Genomic DNA, 16828 nt, shown 5'->3' with positions numbered 1-16828 from the left:
ACATAAAAAGGGGCCGGCCCGAAGGCCGGCCTTTTTTCCCCATGTATGCGGGCCGCGCTACGGGAATCATAAAAACAGGCGTAGGCCGGCGGCGGGGGTAAAGTACGTATCTTTAATCTCCCAAGCGTCCCTTCTTACCCTAACCCCGGCGCTGACGAAAATAACCAATGGACTCCCGGTTATCCTTAAATCCAGGCCGCCACCGGCACCGTAATAAACCATATCTTGCCGGTCGCCATATCGGTCTTTATAGTTGTTTAAACCGAACCTAAAATTCCCGTACGGTTTAATAAAATAACCCCGTGAGTAAGGTAAAATATAACCCCGCACGCTGCCCCCGACCAACACGACCTTTCTTGAGCTGCCCGGCGCCCAACTTACCTCAGGGCCGAAAGCTAAATGGTCGAAGAAGTTTAACGCGAATTCGGCCGGAAATAAGATATCGGTGTCGTCGCCGATGTCTGCTCCTACGCCCAACGTAAAACCAAACATCTTTCTTTCCCATGTGGCCCGCTTTTCCGGCACTGGCCCCCGGGCTATCGTAATGCCGCAATGAGGACACGTCCGGTCTCCCGGGTTTATTTTTTCGCCGCAATATGGACAGAATTCGAAATCCTGCGGGCGCTGGGGGAATTTCTCACCGCACTTATAACAGTAAACGGCATCGGCTACGTTCGCCGCGCCGCAACTCGGGCAAATTTCACCATCCGCGTCGCCGGCCGCCAAAGCGAACGGATTTTCTTCATTAAAATCCGCAAACGCCGAAACGGCCGCGGGCCCTAAAGCAATGATAACGCCGACTACTACCGCCGTCACTTCTTTCATTACGCCCTCCTCGTCGCGTTAACGTCTCTGAACAAGTTACTTCTTAGCTAAATCTAAATAAAAGGAGCTACCGCGTCAATAAGTTTTTTTACATTTCAGCCCTCCCCCTCCCCCCGGCTGGGGGTTTTTTATTTTACGCCTTGACCCTCCCCCCGCGGGGACAAAGGCCTTAAGGCCCTTGTCGAGCCCCCTCGCGGGAGGGTTTGTGATGCCGGGCGGAGCGTAAAAAAAGGCCGGCCTCCGGGCCGGCCCCGTACTCTTTATACTAAGGTTATTCTTCCTTTACTTCCCCGGCCGCGACCAGCCGCATCGTCGCGTAGCCGAAGAACGCCAACCAGGCGAACATAAAGCTGAAGGCCACGTTGAAGAGGACCTCGAACGCGCCCTGGGCCATGACGGCGCCGGCGTCGACGCCGGCCGCGGCCGCGGCGCGGTGGACGTTGACCAGCCCGGTGACGGTCCCCAGGCCGCCGTTGAACGCGGAGACAAGGCCGCAGATGAGGATGGCCCACGCCCACTGCTTGACGAGCGGCCCGTGGGGCCGCTTGCGCGCGTACGGCGCGATGGTAAAATAGCCCATTATAATAAGAGTTATTATAAATATTCCCGCCAGGAACGAGATATAGGTCGGGATGCCGCCTAAGCGCAGCATTTCGGAGAACGTCAGTTCGGGCATAGTTCGCTCCTTAGGGTATCTTGTACAAACGTTATTTATTTACCTAAAAGGGCCGTTAAATCATCCCGCGTAAGGCCGCATTGTTTCATTATCCCGAGCAACGTCCCCGGCGCAAGCTCCGCGTGGAGCGGAACGACGGTTTTATACTCCCCCTTCCTGAGGGTAACGTGGCTCCCCCGCTGCCGCACTTCCTCAAAACCGGCTTTCTTCAATAGTTTTATTAGGGCGGCACCCGACAACACGGGTAGCTTAGACACCGACCGCGACCTCAAGTTGATACATAAGCGCGGGCCCCGAATCCTCGGGCAAATCCTCGTCGCCGAAGCTTTCGATATACAAGTCAACCGCTTCTTTTAGGTTCGCCTGCGCTTCTTCGACCGTCGTCCCCTGACTCACGACGCCGAGCTCAATACACCGCGCGACGTACCACTTGCCTTCGCGCGTTATTACCGCGTTATATCTTCTAAGCATCTTGTACCTCCGTAACTAATACCGCCGCCGATATTATACCCGCACCGGCCTTTCCAGTCAAAACTACTTACGCGACTTCTTCCTCATTTCGGCAATCCACGCCAGATATTTTTTAATCCGCGCCTCGTCGCCGCGCTCGCCGGCTCCGTAAAACCGAACCGGCTCGGGCATATACTCCTGCTCCACCCAGCCGCCCGGGAAGCTATGGGGATATTTATAGTCCTCGTGGTCCGGGTCGCCGGCCCGCGGGACGTTGCGCAGCGGCAGCGGGACCTCGCGCCGCGGCCCCTCCTCCACTTCTTTCATAGCCTTCCCTATAGCCCTCGTCGCCGTGTTGGACTTGGGCGCGGTGGCGAGGTAGATAGTGACGTGGCCTAGTATCAAAGGCATCTCGGCGTCGCCTATGGTCTCGGCGGCGCGGAACGCGGCCTGCGCCAGCAGCGCGGCCTTGGCGTCCGCCAGGCCCACGTCCTCGGAGGCGAAGATGACCATCCGCCGCGCGACGAAACGCGGGTCCTCGCCGCCGGCGAGCATCCGCGCCAGCCAGTAGAGGGCGGCGTCCGGGTCGGAGCCGCGCATGGACTTGATGAACGCGGAGATGGTCTCGTAGTGGCCGGTCTCGTCGCGGTCGTAGAGGTAGTCGCGGCCTCCCGTCGCCTCCGTCGCGACGTCGAGCGTTATCTCGCCCCCCTCGCCCATCAGCAGCGCCGACGCCTCGAGCGCGTTTAGGACCCGGCGGGCGTCGCCCTCCGCGGCGCGTCGGATATGGCGCCGGGCGTCGTCGGCCAGCTCCAGCTTAAGTTCGCCTAGCCCCCGCTCGTCGTCGGCGAGGGCGCGGTCGGCGACGACGTTGAGGTCGTCGTCGCTCAGGGCGTCGAAGCGGACGACGCGGCTGCGCGAGCGCAGCGGCGGCGTGAGCGCGAAGTAGGGATTGTGAACCGTCGCGCCCACCATGACGAAGAGGCCGGCCTCGACGTGGGGCAAGAGGCCGTCCTGCTGCGTCTTGTTGAAGCGGTGGAGCTCGTCGATGAAGAGGAGGGTGCGCCGGCCCTCGAGCGCGCGGCGCTGGCGGGCCCGCTCGACGACGGCGCGGAGCTCGGGCAGGCCGTCGGTCACGGCGTTGAGCGCCTCGAACGCGGCGCCGGTCACGTTCGAGATGATGTGGGCCAGCGTGGTCTTGCCGGTCCCCGGCGGGCCGTAGAGGACGAGCGACTGGAGGCGGTCCTCCTCTATCGCGCGGCGCAGGAATGTCCCCGGGCCCAGAACCTCCTCTTGGCCCACGAACTCGTCGAGCGTCCGCGGCCTCATACGAACCGCGAGCGGCGCCCGGGCGAAGTCGTCCTTTTCGAATAGTCCTTTGGCCACGGCTCGATTATAAACGCCTCAGGGCGCCGCGGCAATCAAAAAAGAGCGCAAACAACGAATTGACCGGCCGGCCCGAGCGACCTTTCCTTCGCCGAGGCGTAGCATTTTTTAGGTGCCCCCGAAACGAATATATGCTAACATAGCTTAAGCGGTTAGCACTTTTAACATTTCTCTAATCCCAAGGAGGAATTCGAATGTACAAATGGACCGTAGTAATCTGTGCCGTTGCGGGCCTATTCGCGGCGACGGCCGGCACCGCGGGCGCCTTGTTCGTCGAAGGCAGCGTGACCGCGGGGTTCGTTCTCCCGCAAATGGAGATGCCGCGGGCAAATGCCTGGGTCAAAACAGAGGACGTGGAAGGCTTCGAAAAGTATTTGGGCCACGACGGCGAGTTCGGCGACATCACGCCTGGGATGGGCTTCGGCCTGGGCTACGGCGTCACTCTCGGCAGTTACTTCCGGATAGACGCCTTCGTCGCCAATATCCGCAAAGAGCACGAAGCAATTTACACCGGCCCGCAATACAAGCGCACCGTAAAACTTACGACGCACATCCTACCACTTCGCATCGGCGGCACGTTCCTCATGCCGGGATTCCTCGACGGCCGAATAAAACCGGAGATGGGTCTGGGCATAGTCACCTTTATCGTGAACTACGACACGGCCCAGGACGCTACGCTCCTGGGGCTCTTAACCGTTGACGGCACGGCGTGGACGAGAGAGGTGTGCTACGGCCCGGAGCTAAGACTCGGGGCCGAGTTCGCCTTGTTCGGCCCCCTGGCAGTCGAAGCGTACGGTACCTATTGGACCGGGGAAGCGACGCTCGCCAACTGGGCCCAATACGGCGAAGTACCGCTACGGGGCCCCACCAGCGAGGACTTCACCGGGTGGGCCATTTGGGTCGCCCCGCGTTTTTATCTTTAGGGTCGGAAATATTAAGAGGTTTGCCCGGGTCCGACGTGGCCCGGGCTTTTTAATTAATAAAAGGGGCCCTTGCGGGCCCTCTTTTTACCCCGTCGGTACCGTGTGGGGGTGAGATTGGAACAGCTGTTTAAAGTGGGTGCCGGCTTTTTGAGGTTTGGACTTCCGCTCGCGGCGGCTTGCCCGGCGCTCAAGGACTGACTCCCTAAACAACGGTCGTAAGCTCTAATCTTCTAAGCCCCATCACTTGCACCGCAGGGAGTTCCATCCTAATAAAAATATTCCGGGAAATCAAGCTATATTTGTTAACTCGGCCTAAATCCACCCTACGCGCGTTCTATAGCTTTATCGGCCAAACGTTTTATATGCGCCCGGACTTTCTGCACCTCGCCCTCGCCGCTTACCCTTTTCAGCGCCTCCTCCCAGACCGATATCGCCTCCGCGTACTGCTCACTGGTTTCCAACACCCGCGCCAATGCGTGGTAATACTTCGGCACTTGCGGCCTGAAAGCCAACGCCGCCCAAAGCTCGTCCTCGGCGCGCGTCATATCGCCCTTCCGGAAATGGGCGATTCCAAGGTAATACCGCGTCGTAGCGTTGGACTCGTCGACCTCTTTGCTGCGCTCCAGGATTTCGACCGCCCGTTCGGCGTCGCCGCGTTTGAGGTAGAAGTAACCGAGCTCCGTCAGGGCCGACGTATTCCGGGGGTTGTAGGTCAAAGCCAGCCGGTATTGGCGCCGCGCGCCCTCGTGGTCGTTCTTCTCGTCCAGGTGCCGGCCGAGCGCCAGGCGCGCCGTGATGTACGACGGGTCGGCCGAGATAGCCTTGCCCAGGAAATCGGCGTAACCCACGTCCTCCTCCGGCACGCTGTACTTCGATATCAACGCCAGGTTGTACCACGACCGCGCCGAATTGGGGTTGAGCCGCACCGCCTCCAGAAAGCGCGTCTGCGCGCGACGGAAGAGGTCCTCGTCCCGCCCGCCCGACAGGAAGACGAAGACCTCGCCCATTACGTTCTGCGTCTCGTAGAGCTCGGGATGCTGCCGCACGGCCCGAAGCGCCACCCGGTACCCCTCCTCCAGAAAGGAGAGGAATTTATCCTCGTCGCGTACGTGCCGGCGCGCGAGTTGCAACAAAAGCTCCACCGCGGCGACCGCCGCGAGCGTGAAGTCCTCGTCCTCCGCCAGCGCCCGACGGTACGCTTCGCGCGCCCGCTCCAAATCCCCGGACGTTCCCGAGATGTGGTAACGACGGCCGTCGCAGTAGTTCCTCCAGGCGAGCGACGACGACGTCGGCCCCAAGTAATAGCTGAGCGCCGCGTCGTTCTTGACCCGTAAATCGCACAGCCCCACGACGTCTCCGAGGATGGCGCGCGCCGCCTCGAAAGGCCGGTCCCCGCCGACGAGGATGCGCGGCCGCCGCCAATCGTGCCGCTCGAACATCCCCGCGATTTTATAACGCACCTGAAAGTTCCGCCCCACTCTCCGCGCCCGCCCTATTACTAAATAATCTACCTCCAGCGCCTCCCCCCACTCTACGACCTCGGCTTCGGACACCACGCCCCGCCGCACGTACCCCGTCGCCGCGCGAAACGGGTCCATAACCGATACGTCGTACGCCGATAGACAGCGCGATACCACGTCCGCCAGGCCGTAGCCGAGACGCCAATCTTCCTCGACCGTCCCGCCCAATAACATAGGCATAACGGCGATCTTGGCGTCTCTCCGCAAGGCGATGGTACTCGTCCCGCGGCGCGTTAAATAGATGACCTCCGCCGTGGCCGCCACCAGGAACGCGGCAACCAGTATCGCAGACGCGACGAAGTTCTTAACCAGCACCGAGAATATTACGATAAACAGGACCGCCGCGGCGTCGGCCACCCAGAAAATATCGGTGGTCCGAAAGACGTCGCGGTTAAATTTGAAGAAGAAGTAAACGAGGCCGCCGATTACCATCGCCAACAGAACGGCGAAGGCCGTCTCGGCGCGGAAGTAAACCGGATAGCTTACTAACCGAGCTATAAAATCCCAGATAGCCATGGGTGCTTAGACTTCCCCACTCCTGCGCCGGATTATAACCGATAAACTAATTATAACGCAAGTTAATTCTCCCGCCGCACTAACCGATAGCGGCCGAGGGCGCCGGGTCCGCCGCGGCGTCCAGAAGCTCGCCCCGGGCCGCGGCGAGAAAACCCGCCGCCGCTACCATCGCGCCGTTGTCGCCGCAAAGTTCGGCCGGGGGCCAGTAAGGTTCGACGTCGCCGGCCGCGACCGCCTCCCTGAGCCGCCGGTTGGCCGCTACGCCCCCCACGACCGCGAGCGCTTTCCTACCCAACTCCGCGCAAGCGCGGAGCGCCTTCGCCGCCAGGACGCCGACGGCCGCCTCCTGGAACGAGGCCGCGAGGTCCGCGCGTCGGCGGGCCGTCTCCCCCTCGCCCAACTCTTTTACCTTCAAGGATACCGCGGTCTTCAGGCCGGCGAAAGAAAACGCCAAACCGCGGCCCAACATAGGCCGCGGGAACGCGAACGTCGGCGAGCCCTCGGCCGCGGCGCGTTCTACGGGCGGCCCGCCGGGATACGGCATCCCGAGCAACCGCGCCACTTTGTCGAAAGCCTCCCCGGCGGCGTCATCGCGCGTCTCGCCGAGCAGGCGGTATTCCCCCCAGCCGACGACGTCGTAGAGCGCGGTATGGCCGCCGGTGGCCAAAAGCGCTACAAACGGCGGCTCGGGCGGCCCCTCCATCAGCCGCAGCGCCGCGAGGTGCCCCTCCAGGTGGTTCACGGGGTACGCCGGCAGGCCGGCGGCATGCGCCACCGCCTTGGCGAACGTCATCCCCACCAGCAGCGAGCCCTGCAAACCCGGTCCTACCGTTACCGCCAGCGCGTCTACGCCCCGCAGCCCCCCCACCGGCTCGAGCGCGCCCTCCGTTACCGGGAGTAGGTTGACCTCGTGCTCGCGCGACGCCAGCTCGGGCACGACGCCGCCGTACGGCGCGTGAAGGCCCGCCTGGCTCGCTACGACGTTGGAAATCAAACGGACGCCGTCGTCGACGACGCCCGCGGCCGTTTCGTCGCAGGAAGTTTCCAGCCCTAAAATCTTCACCTTTAATCCGAAGGCCGCCCGCGCCGTCGGCGCGGGCCCTTGACGACCGCCGTGCTCCGGCCGCGAGCCACCAGCTCTCCCGACGAATTCCTAATCTCGGCTTCGGCCTCGACCATCCTTACCCTGTCCGCCGCGATCCAACCCCGGACCCGCAGCTCCTCGCCCACCGGCACCGGCCTCTTCAGCTCCACCTCCAACCTCGCCGTGACGGCGGGGATGCCGAGCTCCCAACACAGCTTCAACATCGCCTCGTCGAGTAAGGTCGCGATTATGCCGCCGTGCGTTACGCCGGTGTAACCTTGATGCTCGGGGCGGGGCTTGAACGTCGCCTCGGCCGAACGCTTCACGGCGTCGACGTCAAACTGGAGCCGCAAACCCACGGGATTCGCGGCGCCGCAACCGAAGCAATAGTCGTCGCCTTTCAGCTCCATTTAAACTCACGGGTTATTTGCGGCCCGCGATGGCGGCCAGCGCGTCGGTCGCGGCGGCCCGCACCGCGTCGTCGGGGTCGTTCTCGGCGACGGTGGTCAAGGCCGGCACGGCGTCGAAGTGGCCTATCTTACCCAGCGCGAGGACCGTTACCTCGCGCACCCGCGGGCTGGGGTCCTGGAGCGCCCGGATCAGGTTCGCGACGGCGTACTTCCCGTCGATGGCGCCCAACGTCTTGGCCGCGGTCCACCGGACCGACTCGTCGTCATCGTCGAGCAGGGCGGCGACGGGTTCAATAGCCCGGGCGTCGCGCGCGAAGCCCAATATCTCGCAAGCCGCCTTCTGGGCGGACGGGTTCCGGGAGGCCAGCGCGTCTTCCAATACATTATAAACGTCCGGGCCCATGCCGCGGAGCGCCACCATCGCATAGTGCCGCGCGACCAGGTCCCGCTCGCCGAGCAGCTTCACCAGCGCCGCCGCCGCTTCCACGTCCGCCAGCCGGCCCAACGCCACGACGGCGCTCTTCTTCACGGCCGGGTCGGCCGAACCGAGCTTCTTAACCAACGGCCCGACCGACGGCTTGCCGATAGCCACCAGGGCCTCGATGGCCTGTTCGCGTACGTAGAGGTCGGGCGACGACAGCAGCTCGAGCAACGGGCCCACCGCCCGCCGCTCCCGCATGCGGCCTAGGGCGATGGCCGCGCCCACCACGGCGTCCTCGTCATCGGACCGCAGCTCCGTCAGAAGCATCTTTACGGCCGGCTCGCCGAGTTTGGCCAGCGACGTAGCGGCGAACCATTGGACGGCGCGGTCGCGGTCGCCCAGCGCCCGGGCCAGGGCCGGAACCGCGCGGCTCGAGCCCAGTTCGCCGAGCGCCATGGCCGCGCACTGACGAAGCTCGGGGTTCTCGTCCGATAGCGCGACGATGAGCGGCTCGAGCGCCGCCTCGTCGCCCGCCACGCCGAGGTACTCCGCGGCCTCGCACTGCTCCGCCAGCGTACCGCGCGCGAGGTTTTCGTACGCCTCCTCGAGCGTCAGCGTCGCCGCGAGTACCGGGGCCGCGGCCAGGGCCAACGTCAACGCAAGGATACCCTTCGCCTTCACCTAACAACCACCCTTCCATATCAAGTAGGCGATAATTATTACGAACAACGCGCCGTATATCACCGCGCGTACGTACGCCGGATTCGCCTTCTTTTTAACCACGTCGGTCACCCCTCGAGCCTCAAAAGGCCGCACAGCGCTTCGTGAACGCGGCCGTTAGTCGCCACCACGTCTACGTCGCCCGGGACGTACGCCGAACCGTCGACGCGGCTCACTCGTCCTCCCGCCTCGGCGACGAGGAGTACGCCCGCCGCGGTATCCCAGGGTGAAAGTTTCAACTCCCAGAACCCGTCCAGCCTCCCCGCGGCCACGTACGCCAAATCCAGCGCCGCCGCGCCGCCCCGCCGGATGCCCATGACCCGTTTGGTAACGCGGCCGAAGTTCGCGACGTTGTCCACCGCCGACTCGTGTTTGTCGTACGGGAAGCCGGTGGCGACGAGCGCGTCGGCGAGCGTCTCCGCCCCCGACACTTTAAGGGGCCCCGCCTCACACGCCGCGCCGCCGCCGCGTTCGGCCCAAAACGTTTCGCGGCGCAGCGCGTCGAAGACTACGCCCGCCACCGCCTCGTCGTCGTGCGCCAACGCCAGCGAGACCGCCACCATAGGATAGCCGTGGGCGAAGTTGTTGGTTCCGTCCAACGGGTCGACGTACCACCGCCAGCCGCTTTGCCCCTCCCGGCTCGAGCCTTCCTCGGCGACGACGGCGTGCGCCGGGTACTCCCGGCCTATGGCGTCCACGATTAAAGCCTCGGCGCGGCGGTCGACGTCGGTGACGAGGTTGGTGGCGCCCTTGCGGTCGACGCCGAACGAGCCCAGGAAGTTCTCGGCGATTAACGCGCCGGCTTCCGCGGCGACGCGCCTGGCGAACGAAACGTACGGTTCGTACGCGCCCACGTCAGTCGATGTACCCGACCGCGCGCATCTGGTCGCGAACGGCGTTGCTCACGCCCGCCCGTTCGAACTGCTGCGAGAATTCGATGTTGCCCTCCATCCAACTCCGGAGCGACTCCTCGAGCTTGACGCGCGACGGGTCGAAAAGGCTTATCGGGTCCCGTTCGCCGGCGTCGGCCACCAGGTTGAAGTACTCCGCCTTGGACCAATCGTCCCCGTGGCCTATGATGAGCTTCCGGCCTTTATAAACGACGCAATATCGTCTTTGGCCCTTCAACATACTCGAGCCGGCGAACGCGGCTACGTCCCCTTCGGCCCCCCGGGCGGCGACGCGGATATCGCGGCCTTGCATGGACGGCGGCACGTCCAAGCCGACGTACGTCAGTACGGACGGCGCGAAGTCGACCAGGCCCACCTCGGCGTCCGAAACGCCGGCGCCGCTTTCCGGATACCGCACCACCAACGGAACGCGGATGACCTCCTCGTACAGGGTCTTGCCGTGGTCGTACTTGCCGTGTTCCCAGAACTCTTCGCCGTGGTCGCTGGAGATTACGACCAGCGCGTTCTTCGGCATTACGGCGAAGACGCGCCCCAGCTCGTCGTCGACGTAGCGGACCTCGCCCTCGTACATACGCTCGAGCACGTCGGCCCTCGTCCCGTCGCCGTGCGCGAACCTGTCTATGAGACGCCGGTCCGCCGCGGCCACGTACTCCGGCGGCGGGCTGTACGGACAGTGGGGGTCGAGGTAATGGGTCCACAGCAAGAGCGGCCGGCGCCTCTTCTCGCTCAGTATCCGCACCAGGTGGTCCGTAATGACCGTCGTGTGGTCGTCCTTGACGCCGACGCGCGTGTTCCGCTTCTCGAAGACCCGGTTCTCGAGGTAATAAAAATAGGTCTCGTAATACCCCAGGCCGCGAACGAGCTTGTTCTGGTCCCAGTACAGGTAGTCGTCGAAGCCGCGCGCCAGCCCCGAGCTCCGGTGGCAGAGGCGGTTGGCGACCACCGCCCGGGTGTCGTACCCGGCGTCGCGCAAAATTTCGGCCAACGCCGGCTGCGACGTGCCGAGAGGCCGGTCCGCGGTGGTGTAGTGCACCATGGGGTACTGGCCGGTGTGGAGGGTCCCCAGCGACGGCGACGTCCAGCTCGCCTGCGAACGGCAGTACGTGAAGACGTACGCGTTCTTGGCGAAGCGGTCGATGTTGGGCGTCAGCGAAGGTCCCTCCGCCCGGGGGCCCAACTTGTCGGCCCGCCAGGCATCAAGCGTAATTATTATTACGTCGGGGAGGCCGGGCGCGGGCGCGGGCCTCGTTAGCGCCGAAATTGCACCGGCGACGACGTATACCGCCAGGGCGACGTAGCCGACGGCCGCCAAGGCCCGGACGACGTACGGCCCGGCGCGGCTCAAACTACCGGCCAACCGATATATGCCGAACGTCAGCGCGAACGTTACCGCCAGCCACCCGGGGCCCATCACGAAGGCGGCCCACGCCGGCAGCTCCAACGATACGGTGGCCAAAACGACCCAGAGGGGCGTCGCCGCCAGCAACGCCGCGAAGGCGCCGGCGTACGCGACCCGCGCCAACGACCTGCCCGTTGCCTCTTCGGCGCGCCGCCGCCGTACGGCCCACAGGACCGCCGCGGCCAGCGACGTCAAGGCCGCGGCCGCGGCGCCGAGCAGCGCGTATAACTTGGCCCGGTGGAAGAAAGACCAGAACCAGTACCAACCCGCCAACGGCTCGGTGAGGCGTAGGTATTTGTTGAGGAACAATTCCCACGTCGCGCCGAAAGCGGCCGCGGCCAGGAAAACGCCGATTACCTTTACGGTCTTCAGTAATATACTTCTCATATTAACCCGTTGAATTACAAATCACGCGACCAATATCATAGCGCATAATTTATAGGGGTCCGACTCGCGGCGGACGACGTCCAGCTTGACGCCGGCGTTGGCGAAGGTCGCGAATACGTCTATCCCGCAAGCCTCCATCGCCGGCCGCGGCTCTCCGGGGAGCTTGCACGGCTTCGAAACGTCGCACGTTCGGCACAGGTTGCAGGGGCCGGCCACGAAAGCCAGGGCCTTGTGGAAGCCGTCCAGGAAGATTTCGCGCTCGAGCGCGAGCAGGTCCTTATGCATCTTCTTCCGTAAAGGCCGCTGTTTGCTCGAGCCCCCGGCGTCGTACGTTACGAGTATAGCCCTATCGTAGCAGCGTACCACGGCCTTGGTCTCGGCCGCCGTGGGCGTAGCCGGCGGGCACAGGTGCCGGGCGCCGTAGCTCCCGCAGCCGAACCGGCACTTGTAGCGAACCCACGCCGCCGTAACGACGTACGACGCCGGCGCGGGCCGGGCCCAAGACGCGCCGCGCTCGAGCGCGCCCCGGCAGTATTCTTCCAATTGGCGCGGCCCACAACCGTTCATATTCATTAATAGTAACATCTTTACGGTGCCCCGGTCAATTGACGTTTGGGGAACCGCCCGCTGTACCGGCCGTCCCGCCTCGAGGTGGAAACCGCCGCGCCGGATTCGACATAACCCTAAGCCGGAAGCCGGTTTAGGAAACCGCCTTCCTCGATTTCCCTTGACAGCGGTACGGATATCCCGTATAATCCGCGTTAAACTTTAACCGATAAAGGTATAACGTCATGGGCGTCCCAAAGAGAAAAACGTCACGTTCGCGGCGGGGGAACCGCCGCAGCCACGACGGCGTAAAAGTGCCGAAGCCGGTATTATGTCCCAATTGCGGCGAGGCGCGGCTGCCGCATCACGTGTGTCCGAAATGCGGCCACTACGACGGCGAAGAAGTCATTAAACCCAAAGAGAAATGACGGCGCCCTCACGGCCTCCACGCAACGTAAAAGACCCGCTTAGGCGGGCTTTATTTCGTAAGGTCAAGTACCGCACCACGCCATGAAGATCGTCGTCGACGGGATGGGCAGCGACGCGGCCCCGGCAAACGAGGCCGCCGGCTGCGTCAAGGCGCTTAAAGAGTCTCCCGACCTCGAGATATTGTTGGTGGGCGACCCGAAGCGGCTCGCGAAGGAACTGCGGAAATACGCCGTTCCGGGCGGCCGCATCGAAGTCGTGCCGGCTTCCGAGATAATAGGCATGGACGAGAAACCGGCCGAAGCCCTTCGCAAGAAAAAAGACGCCTCCATACGAGTAGGGGCCATCTGCGTACGCGAAGGCCGGGGCGAAGCCTTCGTCTCGGCGGGCAACACCGGCGCCGCGGCCATGGCATCCCTTATAGCCATAGGTCGCGCGCGGGGCGTGCGACGGCCCGCCATCGCGGCGCTATTCCCAACGCGGGAAGGCCACTGCGTCGTGCTGGACGTCGGCGCCAACCTCTTCTGCAAAGGCGTCCACCTGCACCAGTTCGCGATAATGGGCGAAGTTTACGCCCAGTGCATCTTCGATCTCGAGCGGCCGCGCGTCGGCCTGCTCTCCATCGGCGAAGAGGCCGCCAAAGGCTCGGAGGCGGTTTTCGAAGCTCATCGCTTACTCTCGCAAGCGCCCGTGAACTATATCGGCTACGTCGAGGGGGGCGACATCCTTAACGGCAAGGCCGACGTGGTAGCTTGCGACGGCTTTACCGGCAACGTCTTGCTGAAATTCGCCGAATCGGTGCCCGCCATCGTCTTCTCGGGGCTCAGGAGCGAGGTCAAGCGCGACCTCCTGGTACGGATCGGCGCCGGCCTTTCGCGCGCGGCCCTGCGCCGCGTCAAGAAGCGATGGGACTACGCCGAGTACGGCGGCGCGCCGCTTCTAGGCGTCAACGGCGGCGTAATTATATGCCACGGCAAGTCGTCGCCCAAAGCGATTATGAACGCTATCCTGGTAGCGGAGAAATACGTCCACTTCGGCGCGACCGAGAAGATAACCGACAAGCTCGGGAGGTTCGCCGATGGCGGGTAAAGGCCGCCGGGCCGCTTTCCTCGGCGTGGGCCGGTACGCCCCCGAGAAAGTGTTGACGAACTTCGACCTGGAGAAGATGGTCGATACCACCGACGAGTGGATAATCGAGCGTACCGGCATCCGCGAGCGCCGCATCGCGAGCGACGACCAGGCGGCGTCGGACCTCGCCGTCCCCGCGGCGCTGAACGCGCTCGAGGCGGCGGGCGTATCGCCGGAAGAATTGGACCTCATCCTCCTGGGGACCGTTACGCCCGACTACTTCTTCCCCAGCACCGCCTGCGTCGTTCAGAATAAAATCGGCGCCAGGAACGCCGCGGCCTTGGATACCTCCGTAGGCTGTTCCGCCTTCATCTACGGCTGCAACATCGCGAGCCAGTTCATCGAGACCGGCCGCTACGAACACATCCTGGTCATCGGCGTCGAGACGCTTAGCAAGCTCACGGACTACACCGACCGCAATACGTGCGTCCTGTTCGGCGACGGCGCCGGCGCCGCGGTGCTCGGGCCGGCGCGGGGCGACGGCGGCATCCTCGCCACCCACATGAAAGCGGACGGCTCCTTGGGGTATTTGCTGGAGATGCCGGGCGGCGGCTCGCGCCAACCGCCTACCCACGAATCGCTCGACGCGAAGCTGCACTACATAAAGATGGCGGGGCGGGAGGTCTTCAAAAACGCCGTGCGGTCGATGGTCGAGGCGGGGCAATACGTCCTCGACGAGGCGGGCTACACCGGCGAAGACGTCGACCTCCTCATACCGCATCAGGCCAACTGGCGCATCATGAGCGTCGTGGCCGACAAGCTCAAAATCCCGCACGAGAAGGTCTTCGTAAACCTGGACAAGTACGGCAACACCTCCGCGGCCTCCATCCCCATCGCGCTGTCGGAAGCGGTGGAGCAAGGGCGCGTAAAAGCGGGCGACCTCGTGCTGAACGTCGCCTTCGGCGCCGGGTTCACGTGGGCCGCGAATTTAGTGCGATGGGAATAGGCGCCGGCGCGGCGCGGGGGCGTAAAGCACGGCTCTCTAAGTAACGTTTAAATAGATTTTATGGCGATCGCATTCTTATTTCCGGGACAAGGTTCGGCCGAAGTCGGCATGGGCGCCGAACTGTTCGAGCGCGAACCGTTGCTCGACGAATACTTCGGCAAGGTCTCGGCGGCGCTGGGCCGCGACCTCAAGGCCATAACGCTCGAGGGCCCGGAGGAGACGCTGGTCGCGACCGAGAACGCGCAGCCGGCCATCTTCGCGCTTTCGGCCGCTTGCTTCGACCTCTTCGGCGAACGGTGCCCGCGGGCCGCGGACTTCTACGCCGGCCACAGCCTCGGCGAGTACACCGCGCTCTACGCCGCCGGCGCGCTTTCGCTCGAGGACGCCGCGTCGCTGGTCTGCCAACGCGGCCAATTCATCGCCGACGCGTGCGCCCGAACGCCGGGGGCGATGGCCGCGGTGATGGGCCTGGACGACGAGGCCGTGGAGAAGATTTGCGAGGAAGCCTCGGCGGCGGGGGTCGTGGTGCCGGCGAACTACAACACGCCGGGGCAAGTGGTCGTGTCGGGGAGCGAGCCGGGCGTCGCGCGCGCGGGTGAGCTCGCCGGGGAACGGGGCGGCAAGTTCGTGCCGTTGAAAGTCTCGGGCGCGTTCCACTCGCCGCTCGTCGCCGCCGCGGGTGAGCGAATGAAGGAAGCGCTGAAGAAAGTGATGGTCCAACCGCCGGCGGCGGTTTTCATAGCCAACGCTTCGGGAAAAGCGGCCGGCCAGCCGGAGGTCATAAGGGACCTCTTATATAAGCAGATCTCGCGGCCGGTGCGGTGGAGCGAGACGTTGGAGCGGATGACGGCCGGGGACGTAGACGTCGTCGTCGAGTTCGGCCACGGCCGCGTCCTGACCGGGATGTTTAAAAAAGTAAAACGCGACGCCCGGGTCTTCAACGTGGGCGACGAGGCGAGCCTGGCCGCCGCCGTCGAGGCGTGCCGGGAATTCGCGCTCTGAACGGGGATTAAAAGGGAGGCGGACTTATGCCGGAATTCGAAAACAAAGTAGCGGTGGTGACGGGCGCGGCGCGAGGGATAGGCCGTGCCGTAGCCGCGCGGCTGGCGAAGGGCGGCGCCTCGCTGGCGCTGTGCGACGTCCTGGCCGACGAGGTCGACGAGGCGGCGACGGCGCTGGCGCAGGAATACGACGTGCCGGCGCGGGGATACGTCGTCGACGTCGCCGACGCGGAGGCGGTCAACGGCTTCGCGTCGGGAGTTCCCAAAGAATTCGGCTCGCTCGACATCCTGGTTAACAACGCCGGCATCGCCCGCGACGGCCTACTGATACGGATGAGCGACGACGACTTCGACCGCGTCCTCAAAGTCAACCTCTACGGCGCGTTCTACTTCTGCCGGGCGGCGGGCCGCATAATGGCCAAACAACGCTCGGGCAAGATAATCAACATGTCGTCGGTCATCGGCGTGATGGGCAACGCGGGGCAGGCGAACTACGCCGCGGCCAAGGGCGGCCTTATCGCGTTGACCAAAACCGTGGCCAAAGAGCTCGCCGGCCGGGGCGTCAACGTCAACGCCGTGGCGCCGGGCTTCATCGAAACCGAGATGACGGCCTCCCTCGCCGACGAGGTCAAAGAGGAGTATAAGAAGCTCATCCCGGTGGGGCGGTTCGGCGCGCCCCAGGACGTGGCGGAAGTCGTCGCGTTCCTGGCGTCGGAGGCCTCGGCCTACCTCACCGGCCAATTGATCTTCGTCGACGGCGGGATGATGATGTGAGCACAGTCAGGATATAAGGCTTTCAGTAATAATCATACTTTATCGCAGGAGGAAACCCGAAAATGGCGGACGTTGCCGGAAAAGTCAAAGAGATCATCGTCGAGCAGTTGGGCGTAACGCCGGAGCAGGTTACGCCGGAAGCATCGTTCATCGAGGACCTGGGCGCCGACTCGCTGGACACGGTAGAACTCGTAATGGCGTTGGAAGAGGAATTCGACATTCAGATACCGGACGAAGAGGCGGAGAAGATAACGACCGTACAGCAAGCGGTCGACTATATAATCAACAAGAAAGGCGAGTAGCCGGACCGGGCGCCGCGGTAAAGGCCGGACCTTAAGAGAGTTCACCGCCGGCCGCAGCCGTTCCCGCGTCTTCCGGC

The 16828-nt window shown here is 63.8% G+C and carries 19 protein-coding genes and 1 other RNA gene; 7 read left to right on the top strand and 13 right to left on the bottom strand.

The features are described 5' to 3' along the window. Positions 1–66 precede the first annotated feature (66 nt). The 5 genes from VMX79_04655 to VMX79_04635 all read right to left on the bottom strand — a co-directional run bounded on the left by VMX79_04655 (position 67) and on the right by VMX79_04635 (position 3337). Positions 67–825 (bottom strand): zinc ribbon domain-containing protein, encoded by a 759-nt coding sequence (locus VMX79_04655; GenBank protein ID HUV86382.1) that lies wholly within the window; start codon positions 823–825, stop codon positions 67–69. Between the two features lie 271 nt (positions 826–1096). After that, positions 1097–1501 carry a hypothetical protein gene (locus VMX79_04650; protein HUV86381.1) on the bottom strand — a complete coding sequence of 135 codons (405 nt, stop codon included), beginning with the start codon at positions 1499–1501 and terminating at the stop codon, positions 1097–1099. Between the two features lie 35 nt (positions 1502–1536). Further along, the gene (locus tag VMX79_04645) at positions 1537–1758 is read right to left on the bottom strand and encodes a type II toxin-antitoxin system HicA family toxin (protein HUV86380.1); all 222 of its coding nucleotides are present in this window, start codon (positions 1756–1758) and stop codon (positions 1537–1539) included. After that, entirely contained in the window at positions 1751–1972 is a 222-nt protein-coding gene (locus VMX79_04640) for a type II toxin-antitoxin system HicB family antitoxin (GenBank protein HUV86379.1), read from the bottom strand. Before VMX79_04640 ends, VMX79_04645 begins: the two co-directional genes overlap by 8 nt. Positions 1973–2035: 63 nt before the next feature. Then, positions 2036–3337 carry a replication-associated recombination protein A gene (locus tag VMX79_04635; protein ID HUV86378.1) on the bottom strand — a complete coding sequence of 434 codons (1302 nt, stop codon included), beginning with the start codon at positions 3335–3337 and terminating at the stop codon, positions 2036–2038. Positions 3338–3531: 194 nt separating this feature from the next. On the opposite strand from VMX79_04635, the gene VMX79_04630 reads away from it, so the two are divergent. Beyond that, positions 3532–4260, top strand: coding sequence for a hypothetical protein (locus VMX79_04630; protein HUV86377.1), 729 nt, complete (start codon positions 3532–3534; stop codon positions 4258–4260). 82 nt (positions 4261–4342) lie between these two features. Here VMX79_04630 and ssrS read toward each other — a convergent pair. The 8 genes from ssrS to VMX79_04590 all read right to left on the bottom strand — a co-directional run bounded on the left by ssrS (position 4343) and on the right by VMX79_04590 (position 12213). After that, positions 4343–4521: non-coding RNA, 6S RNA (gene ssrS, locus VMX79_04625), on the bottom strand. A gap of 62 nt (positions 4522–4583) precedes the next feature. Further along, entirely contained in the window at positions 4584–6296 is a 1713-nt protein-coding gene (locus VMX79_04620) for a tetratricopeptide repeat protein (protein ID HUV86376.1), read from the bottom strand. A gap of 79 nt (positions 6297–6375) precedes the next feature. Next, positions 6376–7359: a tRNA (adenosine(37)-N6)-threonylcarbamoyltransferase complex transferase subunit TsaD gene (gene tsaD / locus VMX79_04615; protein ID HUV86375.1), complete on the bottom strand. Its 984-nt coding sequence runs from the start codon at positions 7357–7359 to the stop codon at positions 6376–6378. Positions 7360–7361: 2 nt separating this feature from the next. After that, positions 7362–7790, bottom strand: coding sequence for a PaaI family thioesterase (locus VMX79_04610; GenBank protein HUV86374.1), 429 nt, complete (start codon positions 7788–7790; stop codon positions 7362–7364). A gap of 13 nt (positions 7791–7803) precedes the next feature. After that, entirely contained in the window at positions 7804–8892 is a 1089-nt protein-coding gene (locus tag VMX79_04605; protein HUV86373.1) for a HEAT repeat domain-containing protein, read from the bottom strand. A gap of 107 nt (positions 8893–8999) precedes the next feature. Continuing rightward, complete coding sequence (locus tag VMX79_04600; GenBank protein HUV86372.1) at positions 9000–9785, bottom strand: inositol monophosphatase family protein; 786 nt, start codon at positions 9783–9785, stop codon at positions 9000–9002. Between the two features lies 1 nt (position 9786). Beyond that, positions 9787–11628: a sulfatase gene (locus tag VMX79_04595; GenBank protein HUV86371.1), complete on the bottom strand. Its 1842-nt coding sequence runs from the start codon at positions 11626–11628 to the stop codon at positions 9787–9789. Positions 11629–11649: 21 nt separating this feature from the next. Next, entirely contained in the window at positions 11650–12213 is a 564-nt protein-coding gene (locus VMX79_04590; protein HUV86370.1) for a DUF2284 domain-containing protein, read from the bottom strand. Between the two features lie 206 nt (positions 12214–12419). Between VMX79_04590 and rpmF the strand changes: the two genes are divergently transcribed. The 6 genes from rpmF (at position 12420) to acpP (ending at position 16751) form a co-directional block, all read left to right on the top strand. After that, positions 12420–12602 (top strand): 50S ribosomal protein L32, encoded by a 183-nt coding sequence (rpmF, locus tag VMX79_04585; GenBank protein ID HUV86369.1) that lies wholly within the window; start codon positions 12420–12422, stop codon positions 12600–12602. 82 nt (positions 12603–12684) lie between these two features. Continuing rightward, entirely contained in the window at positions 12685–13689 is a 1005-nt protein-coding gene (gene plsX, locus VMX79_04580; GenBank protein ID HUV86368.1) for a phosphate acyltransferase PlsX, read from the top strand. Further along, positions 13679–14674 (top strand): beta-ketoacyl-ACP synthase III, encoded by a 996-nt coding sequence (locus tag VMX79_04575; GenBank protein HUV86367.1) that lies wholly within the window; start codon positions 13679–13681, stop codon positions 14672–14674. Before plsX ends, VMX79_04575 begins: the two co-directional genes overlap by 11 nt. A 60-nt stretch (positions 14675–14734) precedes the next feature. Beyond that, a complete protein-coding gene (gene fabD / locus VMX79_04570) occupies positions 14735–15676 on the top strand; it encodes an ACP S-malonyltransferase (protein ID HUV86366.1) in 942 nt (313 codons plus the stop codon). A 26-nt stretch (positions 15677–15702) separates the two neighbouring features. After that, positions 15703–16449 (top strand): 3-oxoacyl-[acyl-carrier-protein] reductase, encoded by a 747-nt coding sequence (fabG, locus tag VMX79_04565; protein HUV86365.1) that lies wholly within the window; start codon positions 15703–15705, stop codon positions 16447–16449. Positions 16450–16511: 62 nt separating this feature from the next. Beyond that, positions 16512–16751 (top strand): acyl carrier protein, encoded by a 240-nt coding sequence (gene acpP / locus VMX79_04560; GenBank protein ID HUV86364.1) that lies wholly within the window; start codon positions 16512–16514, stop codon positions 16749–16751. Positions 16752–16828: the final 77 nt, after the last annotated feature.

The organism is bacterium (assembly GCA_035529855.1).
Taxonomy (GTDB): Bacteria; RBG-13-66-14; B26-G2; order WVWN01; family WVWN01; genus WVWN01.
Note: the sequence above shows the minus strand (reverse complement) of the source record. Positions and strands in the feature narration are given on the sequence as shown.